A 19,458-nucleotide genomic window follows, 5' to 3' on the forward strand; every position below is an offset into this window, starting at 1 on the left:
TGTTGTTCCTTTATAATAAACCCAGAGGTTTTCTTTATAATGGGAGGAGCGGTTGAGGTAATGGATTGGACAGTGGATGCCATGCTGCAGCAGCTGTACGAGCAAGCGGAAAGGGAAAGACGCATGAAGGAAATCGAAGCTCCGTTGGCGGAGAGACGCCATAACCTGCTGAGCAAGCTGAAGCAGGCGCTGGGCGAATTCCCGGATCGCAACTATCCTCTTAACGCCAGATTGATAGACCGAACCGACTATGGCGATTATTTCCTGGAGAGGGTTGCTTACTCTACGATGCAATCGGTCCAGGTGCCGGTCTGGGTGCTTATTCCGAAGGACACGGCAGGCCCAATGCCCGCCGTGCTTGCCTGTCATGGCCATGGCAATGGCATGAGGGATGCGGTTGGGCTGGATGAGCAAGGCCGCGCGCTGGACGATCCGGGTATTTATAACCGCTTTGCGGTTCAACTGGCACTCCGGGGAATGATCGTAGCGATTCCCGAAATCATGGGCTTTGGCGCCCGGCGGCTGGCACGGGATTCGCAAGCCAACCCTTCAGGCAGCTCCTGCGTCGATTTGTCCTCACAGCTGCTTATGTATGGAAGAACGCTGGCCGGCATGAGAGTATACGAAGCGATCCGGGCGCTTGATTATTTGCAGACACGCGAGGATGTAGACAATGAAAGGCTTGGCGTGTTCGGATTTTCGGGTGGCAGCTTGATCGGCGCGTATACCTCGGCATTGGACGAGCGGGTGAGAGCGACGGTATTATGCGGCTGGGTTAATACGTTTCAGGGCAGCATTCTGTCCATGCACCATTGCATAGACAATTACATGCCGGGCCTATTGCTTGAGGCAGAGCAGCCGGAGCTGGCCGGGCTGCTTGCGCCAAGAGCCTTGTTCGTGGAATCGGGAGAGCATGATCCGATCTTTCCGGTAAAATATACGAGGAACGCCATCGAGGCATTGCGGGAGATCTATAACGAATGGGAAGCGGCAGAGCGGCTGGGCTGGGATATCCACCCCGGAAAGCATGAGATTAGCGGAAGAATATCTTATAGCTGGCTCTATGAAACATTAATGGGATAGGAACCGACCGAATTTGACAAGAGCTAGGGCGATAGTTATGCGGCACAAGTCTTCCTGACATGGACACGTATGGTAGCAGCGGCACTTTCGTTTATTTTCCTCCTTGTTATGATAGTTGACATAGCCTTCATGCGGCTGGCACTATCGGTAAGCTCATGCTTACGACTAAAGAATCCTCACAATCAGGCTAATCCGGGCTATTTGTGTGATCATTCTTTTAAGGAGGAATGGATGTGGCGAAACGCAATTTTTTTGGTCTGATATCGTCATTAATTTTGGTCGGAGGCCTTCTGACGCCGTCAGCGGCAACGGCGGCGCCAACGAAGCAGACAAGCTACAACGCAAATCCCAGCGTGCTGGACGTAGGCGCCAAGCTTAGGGCAGACACGCTGGAAAGCGTCGAAGCCGAGGGACGGCTGGATTTGACGGGAAGTGCGGCTTCGGAGGATGCGGGCTTGTCGTCAGAGGCGGCCGGCTTGACGGAAGCGGATGTGGGTACCGTCAAACCATGGCTGACGAACAACGATGTGAACGGTCAATATTATTTAACGAACTTTACTCTTCGGGCCGTCGGGAAAAGCGGCGAGGTGTGGGTAGCGAACAACCTCCGATTCCCGGATGGCGATCCGCGAAACGGCTCCGTTCAAATTACGGACGAGCAGGTACAATACTTGCTGAACGAATTCGAAACGCGTATTTATCCGAAAGAAATCGAATACTTTGCACCGCCGGCTGAACGCAAAGGGGAAGACGGGTATAACGGCTTGTACAAGGATGACAGCGGCCGCGTTGTTATTCTAATCGATAATATCAAGGATCAAAGCTACTATGATCCGAATTATCCGAGCTATATCGCGGGTTACTTTTCTCCTACGATCAGCGATTTTGCCGATCGCAACGTAATGACGATTGACAGCCTGGATTGGCTGAACAGGACAGGGCCTACCGCGGCTAAGCCTTATCTGTATGAAGGCGTGTTCGCTCATGAGTTTCAGCATTTGCTGCACCGGGATACCGATCCGGCGGAAGAAAGCTTCATTAATGAAGGCTTGTCCGACTTTGCCCAATACATGGTGGGCTACGGTCATTCCACGGACCATGTGAGCGAGTTTTTGTCCAATCTCCGCAACTCCCTTACCTTATGGGGCGACCAGACCGATCTCCAGATTCTTGCAGATTACGGTAACGCTTATCTGTTCCAGCTGTATCTCTACGATCATTACGGGGAGTCCTTTATTCGAACCCTGTTCCATAACCCTAACGCCGGCATTAGCGGTGTTGAAGCCGCGCTGGCCGAGGCGGGGATTAATAAGTCGTTCGCAGACTTATATGCCGACTACATGACGGCCGTTGTGCTAGACAGCGGTTATAAAGGGGACTCTTCCACCTACAAGTTTAATTCCATTGATCTGGCTCCCGATTTTGCAACCTCGGTTAAGACGGATAATATTACGCCTGCATGGGGAACAGACTTTAAGGTCCTCAAGCCCGATTCGAAAATTGATCACCTGTACTTCCAGGGACTTGACTTCCTGCGCACGAACTGGACGCCTGTTCAGGATCCAGACAAAGGAACGGTCCTTTGGAGCAATCAAGGCGATCAGGCAGACAACTTCCTGATCAAGGAGCTGGATTTGACAGGCCAGTCCAAGCCTGAACTCAGCTTTGATACGAGCTATAATATCGAAGAGCAATGGGATTTCGGCGTTGTGCAAGTATCCGAGGATGGAGGAAAGAGCTGGACGTCGCTCTCGAACGAGGATACGCGCAGCGATCTGGTCGAAGGAGGTTATCCGAAGACGGCAGCGAATCTGCCCGGCTTCACGGGCAGCTCGGAAGGCTGGAAGACGGAGACCTTTGATTTGTCCGCTTATGCCGGGAAGAAGGTGCTGCTTGGGTTCCGGTACCTGACGGACTGGGGCTTTAATGAAGCGGGCTGGTACTTATCCAATCTTCGTTTGAACGGAGCGGTGATCGATCCGATGTCCGACACCTCCGGCTTCAAGAGCTTGGAGCAGACGATCGGCCAATACGTGAATTATCAGGTAGAGTTTATCGGCCTCATGAAGAACTACGACAAGCAGAAGGATAAAGAACGAGGCAACCAGGTGAAAGTCATCCGGGTGCCGGATCTGATCAACATGTCGGAGTCGAGCCGCGTCGAGCTTGCCGATATGCTTCATAGCTCCAAATACGACCGTATCATTATGATGACGACGTATGCCGCGCCCGAAGGCAGCGTGAGCAGCGTGCCTTACGATTACGACGTAGTCTTAAAGTCTAGCGGGAAAAAGGGCAAGCCGTCTAATTAAAAAATAGAAGAAGACGCCAGGACCTCCTGCGCGTCTTCTTCTTTATCTCTAAACTCTCTACTCCGTATCCGGTTTTCTTTACTCGAAATAATCAAAATCCGCGTATTTCCGTTTTCGGCAGGAATCCTGGCAGCAGACGCCAACGAAGGCACCGTTGAAGTGGCCGAATTTGGAATGTTCGTCCGAGCATTTGCTGGCATCTAATACAGGACCGGCCTACGTCCATTCCTCGCCGTCCGGGGGAGTCATAAAAGCGCAACGCCTCCCCTTCGATGACGGCCCGCAGATAAACCCGATCCCAGCCGGCAATCGGCATCCGGGACAACTTACATTCGTTATTCGCAATTTGCGGAGCCTAACAAGGTGTCGCTGAAAGGGGATCCGCTTTTAACCTCGCTATTGTTGGTTACACTGTTGTTCTTTGTGCACAGCGAAGTAGAACGGTTCGTGGCACCCGGAGCCTCAATTTTAGCCAGATTGTATTGGAGAGAATCCAACGTACTGCAAATTATTTTAGGATGCGGTTGCGGGTTACTTGCAGGGACTTGTTTTTAAGATCCTGGATCTCGCTCATTAGCGACGTCAGCGTGTCGGAATAATGCTGTTTCCGTTCCGCGTCCTTTAAGGAGGCTAGATTGATCTCGATTGTCAGTAATGCGGATTGCGCGGCGGCTTCGAACAGGATCGCGCCGATCCCCAGATCAGAGATGACGTTTTTGTTAGAAGACTCCGCAATGCGATGGGTGAACACAAGACCTTCCCGGCAAACCTGCATGAGACGAAGAGGAACATCAATCGCCTGAATGGCAGCTTCGTGAAGCGCATTTGTACGTATCCGTTTCTCTTCGTCGGAGCTCTTAGGGAGCTTTAGCGCATCCATGTATCCATTAAAAGAAGCGATATCCGCCTGCAGCAGCTCTTCGCATTCTGCCGTTAAACGGCGCATCTTCTCTATGACTTCACTAATGGTGGATTGAATATCGGCGAATTTCTCGCCTTGAGTCAGGTTTCCGACCATGGAAGTCATTGAAGCTCCAAGCGCGGCAATTAGTGCGGCTACGCTTCCTCCGCCCGGGGTAGGATTGGAGCTGCCGGCTTGCCGCAGAAAAGAACGGATGGAATCATCCCATGTAATCGTTGTTGTCATCTACTTTACCTCCCCAAGCTGAAGGTCAATCGCCTTCATCAGATTCTCGTACAGGATAGCCGTTGTTAATGTTCCGACTCCGCCCGGTACAGGGGATACCGCCGCTGCGCTTGCTTGGACGCCGGCTGCTGCATCGCCGACTATTTTACCCTCCGGCGTTTCATTAATTCCCGCATCGATAATAACCAGATCGGGATGAACCATATCTTGCGTAACGACATTTGGATGTCCAACCGCGACAAAGGCGATCTCGGCATGGCCCAGATGAGAAGCGACGTCCGGTGTACGCGAATGGCAGACGGTAACGGTGGCGTTCTCGCGTTGAAGCATATGGAACAGCGGGAGTCCAACGGTCTGACCGCGTCCCACGAGCGTTACATTCTTGCCTTCAAGCGTATAACCGTGGTGTTTCAGAAGCCGAATGCAGGATTGAGGGGTAGCCGGATAGAGGCCGGTTTCACCCGTTACCGTCGCAAGCTTATTATCCGGCGTAACTCCATCGACGTCTTTTAGAGGAGAGATCGCCTTCTCGATCGTGCTCGCCGACAGATGCCGGGGCAGGGGGAGCTCCAGCATAATGCCATGTACGGATGGATCATGGTTCAGCCGATTAACAAGCTGAAGGATCTCTTCTTCCGCAACCTCTGCCGTGAAGGAGTGCAGCGTAAAAGCGACGCCAAGCTTCTCGGCAATTCTTTGCTTAGCCCCGGCATAATAGGCCGATGCGGGGTCTCCTTCAACCAAAATGGTTGCCATATGAGGCTGGACCCCAAGCTGCTCCCACTCCTTGACCTTCGTTCGGATTTCTTCGTATACCTGATCTGCCGCTTCCTTCGCTTTCAAAAGCTTCGTCATTCCAATCCCTCCATGCCTTTTTGTTCGTGAACGAAAAAAAGCACCCGCGGAAGGCTCGCGAAAAAACGCGAGTCTCTATCCTCAGATACTTTTCCCAGGCGAACGGAACGTTCAAGCTGTATGCTCCCTCGTGGTCCATTCCACTGTTTTCGCCAGTCGCATACAACGTTATTTTTCTTACTGTATCAAAAGATTGAAAGAAAGAAAAGCCTTCTCATCTAGTAATCTATTTCTTCCTTACGGCATACACATTAGTAGTCTTGGCTGGAAGATACATAGATTCCATGGAGGTACGATGCGAATGACGGTGCTTAAATACGTAATGGCTTTGCTTCTTTTTCTGGGCTTTAATCTGGAGGCGGCGGGCCGTGTGACGGCAATAGCCTCTTCTGCTGCTTCAGCTCCGGCGAAGCCTGTTGCCAAAGAGGACAAGCCGATTGAGATCAGCTTTGCGGGGGATATTCTACTGGACGGGAAGGTTGCGGCGAACATGGATAAGTATGGCGTGAATTATCCGTTTGAGAAGGTACGCAGCCTGTTATCCGGCTCCGACATCAGCTTCGCCAATCTGGAGACTCCGATCTCGACGCGCGGGCAAAAGGCGATCAAGACGTACACCTTCCGTTCCGCGCCCAAAACGCTGCAAGCGATCGTTAACTCCGGAATAGACGGAGTTTCCGTTGCGAATAACCATACGCTCGACTACGGGGTGGAAGCTCTGAGCGATACGCTGGACTACCTGGACGAATACAAGCTTGGCCACACCGGGGCTGGAAGCAATATCGACGAGGCGTTTACCGCCTACTCCAAGAAGGTCAACGGGAAGAAGGTAGCGATCGTTGGCATAAGCCGGGTGCTCTCGGGTCCAAGCTGGTACGCAGGGGATAACAAGGCGGGGATCGCCTCGGGTTACGATTTTGACACGATGATGCGTTACGTTAAGAACGCGGTTAAATATTCGGACATAACGGTTATCTATATTCACTGGAATAATGAATACCAGGATTACCCAGAGGATTATGCGAGAACGTATGCGAAAGCCTTTATCGACGCGGGGGTAGATGCCGTAATCGGCAGCCATAGTCATTGCCTGCAGGGGATTGAAACGTACAAGGGCAAGCCGATCTACTATTCCCTCGGCAACTTTGTCTTTACCCCAACGCAGCGTTCAAACAAAGCGTACGACTCCATGATTGCTACTCTGACGTTCGACGGGGACAAGGTGAGCAGTAAAATTACGCCGGTAAAAATCGAAAATACAAGACCGATTCTGCGGGATCAGGCTTATAACGAAACGACGTATTCGAAGCTGAGTAAGATTTCATTCAACGTGAAGGTCAACAAGGATGGGACGGTATCGGCAAAATAACGGCAAGAAGAGGGATTGAAAGCCCCCTGGCGAATTATTGTCCGATGGACAATAATTCCGGGGGGTTATGTTTTTGAGAATCGGTAAGTCCAAACTCAGATTCAGATTTCTGATCTTTTTAGCCTTGTTCATTGTCACGGTTGTTGTCATTAATGTCGTGTCCAAATATGCCGATCAAACCAGCTTTGCCGTCTCAACCGTAAAAACCGAGATCAACGGCAAGCTGAGCTTGAAGATCGGCTCGCTGAAGGGCACTTACACGGTGGACGATTTCTCCGTTGCGGATGCGGGTCCGGTAAATATCCCGTATGAGGCGTCTTCGGAGGAGGGGACGTTTATCCTCAAGGTCAGCCATGATAACGAGACCGTATGGGAGAAAACCGTAACCTCCCCGGAGAACGGCAGCATTGAATATAAGGCAATCAAGGAACGTTACAAAATTACGGTCGAAACCGAATCGGCGAAAAAGCTTGTCGTCAAGCTTTCGCGATAAGCTTAATAGAAAAGGCCCCCGATCCATCGATCGGGGGCCTTGCTTGCGTTTGGTCACATGGCTTCCATCTTCTGAGCCGTGTACAGCTTGTAGTAACGGCCGCGCTGGGCCATCAGCTCGCCATGCGAGCCGGCTTCGGCGATGCCTTTGTCGGCTACGTACATAATCCGGTCGCAGTTCTTCACCGTGGACAGACGGTGCGCGATAATAAACGAGGTCCGTCCCTTCAGCAATTCGTTCAGACCCTTCTGCAGCAGGCGCTCGGTCTGGGCATCAATCGACGAAGTAGCTTCGTCGAGAATCAGGATGCGCGGATTCGCGAGCAGCGTGCGGGCGAACGAGATCAGCTGGCGTTGGCCTTGGGATAGCTTCGAGCCTCGTTCGTTTACCTCGGTCATATAGCCATGCTCGAACTCGCGGATGAAATCGTCGGCGCATACGGTCTTGGCTGCGGCAATAATCTCTTCTTCCGTCGCGTCCAGCTTGCCGTAGCGGATATTGTCCATAATCGTGCCGGAGAAGATAAAGCTGTCCTGAAGCATAATGCCCATCTGGCTGCGCAGCGACTTCAGCGTCACTTCCGCAATGTCGTGACCGTCGATTAGAATCCGGCCCTCGGTAACATTGTAGAAACGAGAGATCAGGTTAACGACGGTTGTTTTACCGGCGCCTGTAGGGCCTACAAGCGCGATGCTCTCGCCGGCCTTCACATCAAACTTCAGGTTCTGAAGCACGTTGACGCCCGGGTCGTAAGCGAAGGTCACATCGTCGAAGGTGACCCGGCCTTTGATAGCCGGCAGCTCGCGCGCGTTAGGCACATCGCTGACCGTTACCGGTTCGTCAAGCGTCTCGAAGATCCGTTCCAGATAAGCAACGGCGTTGATAAAGCTGTTGTACAGGTTGGAAATATTAAGTATCGGCTGCCAGAAACGCGCCGCGTAGCTGCTCATCGCCAGAATAACGCCAAAGGTGACTTCGGCCGGGCTTAGCGCCAAGAGACCCACGAAATAAATGGACGTCGTTACGAGCGTCGTCAGGTTATCGACTGAGAACGGCACAAGGAAGTTGAAGTACATCGCTCTCATCCACACGCTGCGATAGTTTTCCGATAAGCGGGTGAACGTGCCCTCGTTATGTTTTTCCCGGGTGAAGATTTGCGTAACGCGAATGCCGCTAATGCTCTCCTGAAGATAAGCGTTCATATTGGAGCTCTTATTGGATACCGCTTGCCATGCCCGGCGCTGCTTCGTCTTGATCAGCAGCATGATGCCGATGAAGATCGGCAGACCGCCTATAATAAGAAGAGACAATCTGGCGTCAACCGCGAACATGAACGCCGCGATAAAGATCAGGTTGAGAATCTCCAGAATCAAGTTGATGATACCGTTGGACAAAACATCGGATACCGAGTTGACGTAGTTGACAACGCGGATCAGAATTTTGCCTTGCGGGCGGTCGTCGTAATATTGGAACGGCAGCTCCTGCAGGTGCTTGAACAGATCGGAGCGGATATCGAAGATAATATCCTGCCCGACGCGTGTCATAATGCGGGAGCGGATCGTTGCCAGAATAACGCTGACCACAATGGTCCCGAGCATTAACAACGACAGCCAGACAAGCCCGCCTTTATCCTTGGCGGGAATGGTCACGTCAACCACGTGCTGCATGATCAGAGGCGCGGAGAGTGCGATACCCGCCGACAGGGCGCTCAGCACGAAAGCGATAATCATCGGTTTCTTCTGGCGCTTGATGTAGACGAGAGCACGCTTGAAGTGCTTGATATTAAAGGGCGACTCCAGATTCTCGTCGATGTCGAATTTATTCCTTGCCATGAGCCGTCACCTCTCTCTCGATGCCTTCGTTCTGCAGCATAAATACTCCGTAATAATACCCGCGCCTTGCGAGAAGCTCGGCGTGAGTGCCTTCTTCGATAACCCGGCCGTTCTCCAGAATGAGGATCCGGTCGGCTTGCGCCGTTGTCGATACGCGCTGCGCGATAATGATTTTGGTGCAGGAGAATTCAAGCTCCTTCAGACTCCGCTGAATATGCTCCTCCGTCTCGTTGTCGACGGCCGAGGTCGTATCGTCCAGAATCAGAATCGGAGGCTGCACGGCCATCGCGCGGGCCAAAGCGATCCGCTGCTTTTGACCGCCCGACAGACCCACCCCCCGTTCGCCTACGACCGTATCGTAGCCTTCCGGCATTTTGCGGATAAAGTCATGGGCAGCGGCAAGCTTGGCGAACTTCGCCACGTCCTCCTCCGGCATATCCGGATTGCCGTAAGCGATATTGCCGTCAATCGTGTCGGAGAAGAGCAGGACGTCCTGCGTCGCTACCCCGATATTGCCGCGGAGCTCGTCAAGCTCCAGCTTGCGGACATCCTTGCCGTCCACGAGAACGCGGCCCTTCGTGACATCATAGAAACGCGGAATCATGTTGATCAGCGTTGTTTTGCCGGAGCCCGTGGCGCCCATGATGGCAACGGTTTCACCCGGCTCAATTTTAAAGCTGATATTTTCGAGTACCGTAGCACTGTCGTATTTGAAGCTGACGTTGTCGAATTCGATGCTGCCCTTATAGCGGTGCTTCACAACCGGCTTGTGCTCATTGACGATTTGAGGCTGTGCATAGTACACATCGATGATTTTGCTAAGGCTGGCGAAAAACCGCTGGATATCGTTAATAATAATGCCGATGTTGCGCATCGGGTTGGATAGACCCCAGATAAGCGCGGAGAACGCGGAAAACTCGCCAAAGGTAATCCGTCCGTCCATCACGAGCAGACCGCCCGCAATCATAAGAATGACGTTAAAGGCCTGGGACAAGGTCTCCAGATAAGGGAAATAATCAAGCCAGACCAACGCGGCCTTCTTGTTGGCCGTCGAGTAATTGACGTTCTTCTCGGTAAACTTCCGAATCTCGAACTCCTCGCGCGCGAAGGCCTTGACGACCCGGTTGCCCGCGATATTTTCCTGGGTTGTTGTATTCAGCTGCGACAGGCGCTCCCGGAGATCCACATACATCGGGCGTACGCGTCTGGCGAAGATAAAAGCGACGATTAGAATTGGCGGCGACAGGATAAGCAGCCATAACGTAAGCGAGACATCGATAAAGAAGAAGTAGGCGACCGCTGCCAAAAAGATCGTAAGAGACTCGATAATCGTCTTGATAATCCATGCGAGCGAGTGGCGCACCATCTCGAGATCGCCCGTCATCTTGGTCATCAAATCCCCGGTACGGTTGCGGTCATAGTATTGCATGTCTTGACCTTGAATTTTGTTGTACAAGTAAATCCTTACGCGGAACAGCATGTTCTGCGATGCGCGTTCGTAGAGCAGGGTAGTGAAGTAAGCAAGCCCCGTGCGCAGCAGGGAGAAGCCGATCATCCCAAAGCATAAGCCGATCAGCAGGGATCGTTCATCGGTCAGATTTTTTACGGCATTGTCGCTTGCGATGAAGGTGTCGACAATGCGTTGACCAATGTACGGGTTAATGATCGTGAGCGATGAGCCAATGACTGACAGGCATAGGGCGATAATGTACCTTGCCCGATCACCCTTCAGATTGTGCCAAAGCCACTTGAATTGAAACATGTGATCACCGATTTCTGTGTTAGTGTAAAAGCTTTATTGGTAAAAAACTATGGAGATTATATCACAAATAATCCATTATCCAACGGGTTTTTATAAGTTTAGCTGAATAAAAATAAAAGGCTGATGGACTGTCTTGATCTTGAAGGAAGTATGTCCGAATATTGTAGTTTGCTCATTCGGCCGTAGACATAGAATTTTATTTTGGCTAATAATGGGGAGAGAAAATGGAAAACGGGGGAGGGCGTAAATTTGAAGGGGGACATGACGAATACCGGTGCTTTTTTGCAACAAGCGGTGAGCACCTTCAGGTCGGTATTATCGGACAATTTAGCAGGTATCTATTTGCACGGTTCGTTAGCCATGGGCTGTTATAACCCGGAGAAAAGCGATATCGATCTCATCGTTGTCGTGAAGGATAAGTTGTCCAAGGAAGAGCTGAAGCAGATAACGAGTCATGTTTTGCTTCTGGATCAGGGCTTGCCCGGCGGCAATGGGATAGAGCTGAGCATAATATTGGAGTCTTATGCAAGGGAGTTTGCGTACCCCACGCCATTTGAATACCATTACTCGCAGTATCATCGGGAGCGGTATCGGTCAGAGCCCGGTTATCTATGCGGAGGATTCGAAGACCCGGATATAGCGGCGCATTTTACCGTTATTTATTACAGGGGCAAGACCTTATGGGGCGTACCGATCCCGGAGCTGTTCAAGCCGGTTGAGAGCATTTATTACATTCGGGCTATTCTTGGCGATATAAGCGAAGCTTCCAAAGAGATTACCGATTTACCGGTGTATTATTCCTTAAATTTATGCCGGGTTTTGTTCTATTTGCGGGAAGGCAAGGTGTCCTCCAAGCTAGAGGGCGGGGAATGGGGACTGCGGGTATTGCCGAGCAAATACCGTCCCTTGCTAAGAGCCTGCCTGGATGAATACAGCGGGCAACAGGGAAATCCGCCGGAACGGGATGGTGAACAGCTTATTGAGTTCGCCCAGTATATGCTGGCTGAAATAATAGCTTCAGGTTAGCCTACTATATTCTTATTGGATCTTTATTGTATAATTTTAGCAACACATCCTAGCGAATGTTTAACGGCACGGCGTATGGGAGGTAAACGAGTGACAAGGATCTATATCGTGCGTCATTGCAAAGCTGCCGGGCAGGAGCCGGATGCTCCTTTAACGGAGATAGGCTTGCAGCAGGCCGAGGAGCTGGCGGATTTTTTCGCCGGTAAGGAAGTGGATGTCATTCTATCAAGTCCGTTTGAAAGGGCTTATCGCAGCATTACCCCATTGGCTGATAGACTCGCCGCAGATATCGTTACGGATGTTCGGTTAACGGAAAGAGTCCTGTCCCGCACCAATCATGCGGATTGGCGGGAGATGCTGCGATTAGCCTACGAGGATATGGATTTACTTTACGAGGGCGGGGAGTCCAGCAACGCGGCAATGAGCCGAGCGGTAAGCGTCGTTACGGAAGCTCTGGGCAGCGGCAAGAAAAACATCGTTATCGTCTCGCATGGCAATTTAATTTCCCTGCTGCTCAAGCATTTTGACAGCAGGATCGGATTCGACGAATGGGAGGTTATGTCCAATCCGGATGTTTTTCTGCTAACCTTCCCGTCGTGGGATAAACCTAGCATTCGGCGAATTTGGGAGAAATAATGATGTCCCTATGTTTATTTTCGCTAGTTTTGCGTTAATTCTAGGAATAGGCAAAAAATATCGTTAAAAGGAGTTTTGTCCGTATGCCGCAAGGCAAGTGGTTTCGCATAGGGTATGGCATTATCGTCGTGTTGTTGATCGCCTTTCTGGCGTCCAAAGTCGATTTCGTTTTTGATCCGATCGGGAAGGTGCTGGCCGCGCTGTTCGTACCGCTCTTGATCTCAGGCATGTTCTATTATTTGTTCCGGCCGTTTGTAAGGCTGCTCTCTATGAAGCTTCCGAAGGTGCTCTCTATTCTGATCGTTTACATAGGCGCAATCGGCATCTGCTATTTGTTCTTCTGGATGATCTGGCCTCCAATCCGGGACCAGTCCATTAATTTGGTGAACAACTTTCCGCAGATCGTCGCTTCCGTTCAGACATGGCTGGAGTCCATGCAGCAGCATGAATGGCTGAAGGAAATCGGACAGAAGGATGCTCTTTCCACGGAAAATCTGACGAACAAGCTGACCGGATCGCTGGATGAATTGCTTAATTCCGTCATCGGCAGCGTACGCGGCATTTTTAACGTGATTATGAACTTCTTCTTCCTGCTTGGTCTCGTTCCGTTTATGATCTATTACTTGCTCAGCGAGGGAGACAAGCTGCCCGGCCATATCCTGCGGATGCTGCCGGAACGATTTCACAAGGAAGCAAGCGGGGCGCTTAAGGAGATCGATGCGTCGATCGGTTCGTTTATCCTGAGCAAGGTGCTTACGTCGCTCCTTATCGGCGTATTGACCTTTGTCGGTTACCTGCTGATCGATATGCCTTATCCGTTATTGCTTGGCTTAATCGCCGCCATTACGAATTTCATTCCTTATATCGGACCGTTGATCGCTTTTATTCCGACGGCTGTTGTAGCGCTTACCGTATCTCCGATGACGGTGCTTCTGGTTGGCGTTGTGCTTATCGTTTCCAACCAGATCGAAGCGAACCTGATCGGACCGCGGATCATCGGCAAGCAAATGAACGTTCATCCGTTCACCGTTATGCTGCTCGTAATTGGCGCAAGCTCCATTATCGGCGCTTTCGGCATGATTATCGTCGTTCCCGTCTACGCGATAATCAAGATTATCGCGATCCGGGTCTACGCTTTCCGCAAGCATAACCGCATACCGCCGAAGGATCCGCTTGCGGAGGTTGTCGAGCGGAAGTAGAAATTCGCTAGATCGGAGTGGGTATCGCTGACAAGAAGGAAAAAAGAAAAGATACTCGCGCGTGCCATTGCAAAGCTGTAGCTCATTTTTTGACATGCCGTACATTAGAAAAAGCTGTCCACCCCGGACAGCTTTTTCTATTTCCCACTCAACTACCTCATTCTGAATTATTTTCCATTCCGCCGGGCATGATAAGAAATGCAAATTTGGGCACATCGCTAAAGGGAGGGGATTCGTCATGGTGACGTTAAGACAGCTGGCTACAATGGTCATTCTGTTTTTAATCGGAAGCTCCTCTTTATTTCTGCTTGGCGGCACGGCGGAGCGGGATGCGTGGATGTCGGTTGCCGTTGGCGTGCTGGCCGGCTTCGTCGTTATCAGCCTTGTGACGCTGCAGATTCAAAGGCTTGAGCCTGACCGAAACCTGATCGAAATATTCAAGCTGTATTTCGGCAAAGTGATCGGCTTTGTTTTTGGACTCATCTATGTCGTTTACTTCTGTTACAAATGCACCCGCAACGTCCGCGAATTCGCGGATCTGTCGATTATGTTTTTGCTTTCGGATACGCCGCTGTCCGTCATCATGCTCATCATTTGCATCATCGGCGGTTATGCCGTCATGGGCGGGCCCGGAGTTTTCTTTCGGATGGCAGAGGTGCTGCTCCCGATTTTGATTTTGATTTACATCTTAATCTATCTTCTGCTGATCATGACAGGGACTATTGATCTGGCAAGACTTCTTCCGATGCTGGAAAAAGGCTTCAAGCCGGTCTGGGACGCCGCTATTCCGGAGATTATCTCCTTTCCTTTTGGCGAAATGGTGCTATTTCTCATGTTCTGGCGCTATATCGACAAAAGCAGCTTCGGCCAGGTAATGCGGGTAACCATGAAGAGCTATTTATTCGCCGGAGCGTTTATTACGGTCATGAATGTAATCATTATCGCGAGCCTAGGCTCGTTAGCCGGATGGAGTACGGTACCGCTTCTGCAAGCCACGACCTTTGTTACGATCGGGGATGTATTTGAGCGGTTTGATCCGTTTGTCGCGCTTTTGTTCTTCACCGCGGTATATGTGAAGCTGACGGCTTATTATCTTGGCGCATCGCTTGCCCTAGCCTACTTGCTTCGCATTTCGCTTCGAATTGCGGCCATTCCGGTCGGGATTGGCATATTTTTCGGCTCGTTCTGGTTTAAGAGCTACATGCACCAGGTTAACGTCGGCTTCGAGCAAAATATCAAATATCATTTTCCCATCTTTCAAATGTACATTCCGCTCCTGCTGCTGATCGTGATGCTTCTCCGATCCGGAGTCCGCTCGCGCAGCAAGCGTCAAAACCAGCCATCTAGCGAGGACAGCAACCATGCTAATTGATAAGACTTCATCTAAGTCAGGCAAGCAGACCTCTTCGTCCGGGCAAGACAAGCAGCTGGAGCAAGTGCTGCTTCCGGATATGGATATCAATATTGAGCGTCTGCACCGTTTCCTGGGCGGGGGAGAGGATGTCGTATGCCGTACGTTTCAGCATCGATCTTTCGACAATACACGGTATGCGATTCTCTATATTGACGGCATTGTGGAAGGGACAACGATTAATACGCTGCTGCTAAGTCTACTGGATGATGCCAATAATCCGCATACGGACGAGGAGGGAGGCAAGGAGTCCAGCCTTTATCATCATTTGACCGAGCGGTCCATCGCAATTGGCAAGCTTAGCGAAGTCAGCACGATTGAACAAGCAGGCTACAGTATACTTGAGGGAAGTACGATTCTTGTGGTGGACGGCAGCCTGCGGGCGATTGTCATGGATACAACCGGAGGCAAAACCCGCGCGGTAGAGGAGCCAAGCACCCAGACGGTTATTCGGGGGCCGAAGGAAGGCTTTACCGAAAACCTTCGGACCAACACTTCGCTGATTCGAAGAATTATCAAGTCCCCCGACATCCGGTTTGAATACAAAATGATCGGGCGTCAGACGAGAACCAATGTCGCGGTTGTCTATATGGAGGGACTCGCGGAGGAGGAAATCGTTAAGGAGGTTCACCGCCGGTTAGATAAGATCGATATCGACGGCGTGCTGGAAAGCGGCTATGTCGAGGAATTCATTCAGGATCGGGCGTTTACGCCTTTCCCGATGCTTCAGAATACCGAGCGTCCGGATGCCGCAAGCGCCGCTTTGCTGGAGGGCCAGGTATTAATTATGGTGTCCGGAACGCCGTTTGTCCTGATTGCGCCGGTCACCTTTGCCAAGTTCTTTCAATCGAGCGAGGATTACTACCAGCGTTACGATATTGCGACCTTTCTGCGTATCATACGGATGGGCTCCTTCTTTATCTCGATGCTGCTGCCGTCGCTCTACATTGCCATCACGACCTTCCACCAGGAAATGCTGCCGACCTCGCTGCTGATCAGTCTGGCGGCCCAGCGTGAAGGAATACCGTTCCCGGCCTTGCTCGAAGCGTTCCTGATGGAGATTACCTTCGAGATTTTAAGGGAAGCGGGCGTCCGGATGCCCCGGGTTATCGGACCCGCCATCTCGATTGTTGGAGCACTCGTGCTTGGTCAGGCAGCCGTGCAGGCGGGGATTATATCGGCTGCCATGGTTATCGTCGTATCCTTTACGGCTATTGCGAGCTTCGTTATCCCGGCTGTCAACATGGGCATTGCCGCCCGGCTGATTCGTTTTGTTCTCATGATTCTGGCGGGAACCTTCGGGTTGTTCGGCATTATGTCGGGGCTTATGATTCTGCTTGCTCATTTATGCGGATTACGCTCATTCGGCAAGCCGTATATGATGCCTTTTTCGCCTTTTGTTCCGTCTAATTTGAAGGATGTTCTGATTCGCGTGCCATGGTGGGCGATGCGCAAACGCCCTGTTAATATCGCTGATGATAGCAACACAATAAGGGAAGGCGCTGGGCAGAAGCCCGGCCCTGATCAGGAAGGAGCCTAGAATCATGAAACCGGCTATATCGACCCTGCAGACCGTTGCCTTAATTCAAAGTGCCATTACGCCTACGCTGGTATTGGCCATACCGAGCGTAATGGTCTCGATTGCTCACCATGATGCTTGGATTTCAGGCATCATAGCGGCTATAGCCGGCATGATCATGGCTCTGGGAATCGCGATGATCTGCAAAGCCAATAAAGGACAGCTGTTTGTGGAATGGATGGAGAGCAGCTTCGGAAGACCGATTGGCATGGCTGTCGGCTTGCTGATCGGTATTTATTATTTCAACACCTTTTGCGTCATTGTCCGGGCGTTTGCCGATTTTGTATCCGATATCGTGCTTGATTCCACCCCGCTGTTTATGCTGACGATCATGATGGTGATCGTTACGGCTTTTATTGTCCTGCAGGGAATCGAGGCAATTGCGCGTTCGGCTTTTATAGTACTTATTATGATTCTGATTGTCATTCCTGTCTCTGTCTTCGTTCTTTATACCGATATTGGCTTCGAAAGGTTAATTCCGGTGTTTGATACAAGCATGATAAGAATGGCAATCGCTTCTTTTCCGCCCGTTGGTCTTATGTCCGAGGTTGCCATTCTGCTCCTCATAAGCCCGTATATGAAAAATCCAGCATCCGGCATGAAGGCAAGCGTAATCGGTACTCTCCTTGGTTCCGCGCAGCTTGTGATTATCATATTGCTGGCCTTGACCATTTTCGGGCAGCAGCTTGTCCCGCTGATGTCCTACGCTTTCGTTAACGTAATGGCCATCGTCGAGGTTGGTGAATTTCTGGAGCGTATCGAGGTTTTTACCGTGTCGGTCTGGTTCCTCACTATGTATGTCAAACTAGCGATGTTCCTGTTTGCCTCCGTTCATTGCATCTTTCATTCTCTTCGTTTGCGCAGCGAGCGCCATGCGGTGATCGGGCTCAGCGTTCTTGCCATAGTAACGTCGGCAGGCGAGTGGCCGCAAAATATGGAAAGCAGCTTTATGGCAACCATGGTCAATATGCCGGTGCTGCTCATTATGAATATTGTATTGCCTATTCTCATTGCGTTCGGACTTCTCGTAACGAGTGGGAGACGAAAGCGGCAAGGAGGTATGCAGAAGCCATGAGACTACGGATTAAGTCTATCTGCTGTGCTGTGTTGCTTCTTCTGTTTGCGACTATGACAACCGGCTGCTGGAACCGGATCGAGCTGAACGAAGTGGCCATCACATCGGCAACGGGCATCGATTGGGACGGAAGCAGCTGGATTGTTTCTTACCAGGTCGTTATTCCTGCCGCAATCTCGTCGGTTATGGGGGGATCGGGAGGCAGCGGTCCAAAGTCGCCAATCATTGTCTATTCGACGAAAGGCAAAACCATCCGGGATGCGATTATGCACAGCTATTCGGAAAGCCCGCGCAAGCTGTTTTTCGCGCATAACCGCGTTGTCGTAATTGGGGAAAAAGCGCTGCAGCACGGCATAAACGAGCTGATCGACGTGTATTTCCGCAATTCGGGCACGAGGGAGACCGTAAGCGTGCTTGCAACCCCGGGCACGGCGCGCCGGATTCTGGAGCAGTTCATGCAGCTGCAGGCGATCTCGGGGGCGGGTATGAAGGAGATTATTTTATCCGAGATGAAAAACACCTCCATATTGCCGAATATTCCGGTCTATCAGCTGGCCATGGAAGTGACCGGGGATGCGAAGAGCGCCGTTGTTCCCGAGATTTTCGTATCCGGAACGAAGGATACGTCTTCCTTGGAGTCGTTCGGAAGCACCTCTATTCCTTCCAAGCTTAAGCTTGGGCGTCTAGCCGTGATGAAGGATGACAAAATGATCGGCTGGATGAGCCGGAAGGAATCGCTAGGCGCATCCTATTTGCGGGACAGCGTGAAGCAATCCTATGTGGTTGTTCCTTGCGAAGACGATAAGGGGAAGAAAGGCTATGACACCATTCAAATTTTGAAGTCTTCCACGAAGGTTATTCCGAAGCTGAAGAACAATCAGCTCACGTTTACGGCGGAGGTCGACGTTACCGGATCGCTAATGGAATCCACTTGCGCACAAGACTTATACAAACCCGGCATCATCCAGTCGCTGGAACAGGGAGGGCAAGCGCAGGTTAGCTCTCTGCTGCAAGAGGCGTGGAAGAAGGGCCAGCAGTTAAATACGGACATATTCGGAGCGGCGGAGAAAACCCACCGCAAATATCCGAAGCAGTGGAAGGCATGGAGCAAGAATTGGGACGAGGTGTTTAAGCATGCTCCGCTGGAGCCGAAGGTCAAGTTCCGCATGGCTCGGATGGGATTAAGCAACAAATCTTTTGATTACTTGACGGATAAGAAGGAGAAGTAAGTTATGTTATACGTCGCAATTGTGATCGTACTGGCGTACATCGTGTCGTTGGTTGCAGGTGGAAAGCCGCTTATCCGCAAGAAATGGTACAAGGATTTTGCCGTATACCTGGTTCTGCTGACCTGGAGCACCGTTATCGCGGTGGGCTATGTGCTCAATTGGCGGGGTGTAGCCGTCGGGACAACGGTAGCGCTTATCAACATGGGAATGGAGCCGATTCGAACCGTCATGCTGGGCATAGTTGGCTGGGGGATGAAATAAAGACTAGTGCTTGAATCCTTGCGTGTATTAGGTACATAGGGAAAAGATAGTTCTGGAAGAACCCGCTGGAGCGGGTTCTTCTTGCGTTTGTTTGCTACGTGCGAACCAATTCTTGCCGAAGGGTGCCGAATAAAAAGGAATCCCGCCGAATGACAGCGAATCAGATGAGCCGCAATTATTTCTTCAGAA

The 19,458-nt window shown here is 51.2% G+C and carries 16 protein-coding genes, 1 pseudogene and 1 riboswitch; of the genes and pseudogenes, 12 read left to right on the forward strand and 5 right to left on the reverse strand.

Annotated elements, in window-relative coordinates; genetic code table 11:
- Positions 1 to 60 precede the first annotated feature (60 nt).
- On the forward strand, positions 61 to 1,083 hold the full coding sequence (locus EV294_RS20685; RefSeq protein WP_165930757.1) for a dienelactone hydrolase family protein: 1,023 nt from the start codon (positions 61 to 63) through the stop codon (positions 1,081 to 1,083).
- 233 nt (positions 1,084 to 1,316) lie between these two features.
- On the forward strand, positions 1,317 to 3,395 hold the full coding sequence (locus EV294_RS20690) for a choice-of-anchor J domain-containing protein (protein ID WP_165930758.1): 2,079 nt from the start codon (positions 1,317 to 1,319) through the stop codon (positions 3,393 to 3,395).
- A 78-nt stretch (positions 3,396 to 3,473) separates the two neighbouring features.
- Here EV294_RS20690 and EV294_RS30735 read toward each other — a convergent pair.
- From EV294_RS30735 to EV294_RS20700, 3 genes and pseudogenes are all read right to left on the reverse strand, one after another.
- Positions 3,474 to 3,548: pseudogene (locus EV294_RS30735) on the reverse strand (beta-xylosidase family glycoside hydrolase); the annotation flags it as partial.
- Between the two features lie 355 nt (positions 3,549 to 3,903).
- Positions 3,904 to 4,542 carry a cyclodeaminase/cyclohydrolase family protein gene (locus tag EV294_RS20695; protein ID WP_132310216.1) on the reverse strand — a complete coding sequence of 213 codons (639 nt, stop codon included), beginning with the start codon at positions 4,540 to 4,542 and terminating at the stop codon, positions 3,904 to 3,906.
- Positions 4,543 to 5,397, reverse strand: a complete 855-nt coding sequence (locus EV294_RS20700) for a bifunctional 5,10-methylenetetrahydrofolate dehydrogenase/5,10-methenyltetrahydrofolate cyclohydrolase (protein WP_132310218.1) — start codon at positions 5,395 to 5,397, stop codon at positions 4,543 to 4,545.
- 85 nt (positions 5,398 to 5,482) lie between these two features.
- Positions 5,483 to 5,567: riboswitch (ZMP/ZTP riboswitch) on the reverse strand.
- Between the two features lie 131 nt (positions 5,568 to 5,698).
- On the opposite strand from EV294_RS20700, the gene EV294_RS20705 reads away from it, so the two are divergent.
- Both EV294_RS20705 and EV294_RS20710 read left to right on the forward strand, forming a co-directional pair.
- A complete protein-coding gene (locus EV294_RS20705) occupies positions 5,699 to 6,766 on the forward strand; it encodes a CapA family protein (protein WP_243711732.1) in 1,068 nt (355 codons plus the stop codon).
- A gap of 73 nt (positions 6,767 to 6,839) precedes the next feature.
- Positions 6,840 to 7,259: a hypothetical protein gene (locus tag EV294_RS20710; protein WP_132310222.1), complete on the forward strand. Its 420-nt coding sequence runs from the start codon at positions 6,840 to 6,842 to the stop codon at positions 7,257 to 7,259.
- Positions 7,260 to 7,312: 53 nt separating this feature from the next.
- Here EV294_RS20710 and EV294_RS20715 read toward each other — a convergent pair whose 3' ends face one another.
- The gene (locus EV294_RS20715) at positions 7,313 to 9,091 is read right to left on the reverse strand and encodes an ABC transporter ATP-binding protein (RefSeq protein WP_132310224.1); all 1,779 of its coding nucleotides are present in this window, start codon (positions 9,089 to 9,091) and stop codon (positions 7,313 to 7,315) included.
- Positions 9,078 to 10,853 (reverse strand): ABC transporter ATP-binding protein, encoded by a 1,776-nt coding sequence (locus EV294_RS20720; RefSeq protein ID WP_132310226.1) that lies wholly within the window; start codon positions 10,851 to 10,853, stop codon positions 9,078 to 9,080. The genes EV294_RS20715 and EV294_RS20720 overlap by 14 nt, the downstream gene beginning before the upstream one ends.
- A gap of 249 nt (positions 10,854 to 11,102) precedes the next feature.
- On the opposite strand from EV294_RS20720, the gene EV294_RS20725 reads away from it, so the two are divergent.
- The 8 genes from EV294_RS20725 to EV294_RS20760 all read left to right on the forward strand — a co-directional run bounded on the left by EV294_RS20725 (position 11,103) and on the right by EV294_RS20760 (position 19,269).
- The gene (locus EV294_RS20725) at positions 11,103 to 11,879 is read left to right on the forward strand and encodes an aminoglycoside adenylyltransferase domain-containing protein (protein ID WP_243711733.1); all 777 of its coding nucleotides are present in this window, start codon (positions 11,103 to 11,105) and stop codon (positions 11,877 to 11,879) included.
- Positions 11,880 to 11,969: 90 nt separating this feature from the next.
- On the forward strand, positions 11,970 to 12,515 hold the full coding sequence (locus EV294_RS20730; protein WP_132310228.1) for a histidine phosphatase family protein: 546 nt from the start codon (positions 11,970 to 11,972) through the stop codon (positions 12,513 to 12,515).
- A gap of 83 nt (positions 12,516 to 12,598) precedes the next feature.
- On the forward strand, positions 12,599 to 13,714 hold the full coding sequence (locus EV294_RS20735) for an AI-2E family transporter (RefSeq protein WP_132310230.1): 1,116 nt from the start codon (positions 12,599 to 12,601) through the stop codon (positions 13,712 to 13,714).
- 238 nt (positions 13,715 to 13,952) lie between these two features.
- The gene (locus EV294_RS20740; RefSeq protein WP_132310232.1) at positions 13,953 to 15,086 is read left to right on the forward strand and encodes a GerAB/ArcD/ProY family transporter; all 1,134 of its coding nucleotides are present in this window, start codon (positions 13,953 to 13,955) and stop codon (positions 15,084 to 15,086) included.
- Positions 15,076 to 16,665 (forward strand): spore germination protein, encoded by a 1,590-nt coding sequence (locus tag EV294_RS20745; protein ID WP_132310234.1) that lies wholly within the window; start codon positions 15,076 to 15,078, stop codon positions 16,663 to 16,665. The genes EV294_RS20740 and EV294_RS20745 overlap by 11 nt, the downstream gene beginning before the upstream one ends.
- A gap of 4 nt (positions 16,666 to 16,669) precedes the next feature.
- Positions 16,670 to 17,779 (forward strand): GerAB/ArcD/ProY family transporter, encoded by a 1,110-nt coding sequence (locus tag EV294_RS20750; protein WP_132310236.1) that lies wholly within the window; start codon positions 16,670 to 16,672, stop codon positions 17,777 to 17,779.
- On the forward strand, positions 17,776 to 19,008 hold the full coding sequence (locus tag EV294_RS20755) for a Ger(x)C family spore germination protein (RefSeq protein ID WP_132310238.1): 1,233 nt from the start codon (positions 17,776 to 17,778) through the stop codon (positions 19,006 to 19,008). The genes EV294_RS20750 and EV294_RS20755 overlap by 4 nt, the downstream gene beginning before the upstream one ends.
- A 3-nt stretch (positions 19,009 to 19,011) precedes the next feature.
- Positions 19,012 to 19,269 (forward strand): hypothetical protein, encoded by a 258-nt coding sequence (locus EV294_RS20760; RefSeq protein ID WP_132310240.1) that lies wholly within the window; start codon positions 19,012 to 19,014, stop codon positions 19,267 to 19,269.
- Positions 19,270 to 19,458 lie beyond the last annotated feature (189 nt).

Source organism: Paenibacillus sp. BK033 (genome assembly GCF_004345425.1).
Taxonomy (GTDB): Bacteria; Bacillota; Bacilli; order Paenibacillales; family Paenibacillaceae; genus Pristimantibacillus.

Excerpts from the sequence above, each read along its gene's own strand:
- EV294_RS20755 (WP_132310238.1), top strand. The coding sequence starts at position 17,776 with ATGAGACTACGGATTAAGTCTATCTGCTGTGCTGTGTTGCTTCTTCTG.
- EV294_RS20700 (WP_132310218.1), bottom strand. The coding sequence starts at position 5,397 with ATGACGAAGCTTTTGAAAGCGAAGGAAGCGGCAGATCAGGTATACGAA.
- EV294_RS20715 (WP_132310224.1), bottom strand. The coding sequence starts at position 9,091 with ATGGCAAGGAATAAATTCGACATCGACGAGAATCTGGAGTCGCCCTTT.
- EV294_RS20720 (WP_132310226.1), bottom strand. The coding sequence starts at position 10,853 with ATGTTTCAATTCAAGTGGCTTTGGCACAATCTGAAGGGTGATCGGGCA.
- EV294_RS20750 (WP_132310236.1), top strand. The coding sequence starts at position 16,670 with ATGAAACCGGCTATATCGACCCTGCAGACCGTTGCCTTAATTCAAAGT.
- EV294_RS20705 (WP_243711732.1), top strand. The coding sequence starts at position 5,699 with ATGACGGTGCTTAAATACGTAATGGCTTTGCTTCTTTTTCTGGGCTTT.
- EV294_RS20745 (WP_132310234.1), top strand. The coding sequence starts at position 15,076 with ATGCTAATTGATAAGACTTCATCTAAGTCAGGCAAGCAGACCTCTTCG.
- EV294_RS20685 (WP_165930757.1), top strand. The coding sequence starts at position 61 with ATGGATTGGACAGTGGATGCCATGCTGCAGCAGCTGTACGAGCAAGCG.
- EV294_RS20760 (WP_132310240.1), top strand. The coding sequence starts at position 19,012 with ATGTTATACGTCGCAATTGTGATCGTACTGGCGTACATCGTGTCGTTG.
- EV294_RS20735 (WP_132310230.1), top strand. The coding sequence starts at position 12,599 with ATGCCGCAAGGCAAGTGGTTTCGCATAGGGTATGGCATTATCGTCGTG.
- EV294_RS20740 (WP_132310232.1), top strand. The coding sequence starts at position 13,953 with ATGGTGACGTTAAGACAGCTGGCTACAATGGTCATTCTGTTTTTAATC.
- EV294_RS20695 (WP_132310216.1), bottom strand. The coding sequence starts at position 4,542 with ATGACAACAACGATTACATGGGATGATTCCATCCGTTCTTTTCTGCGG.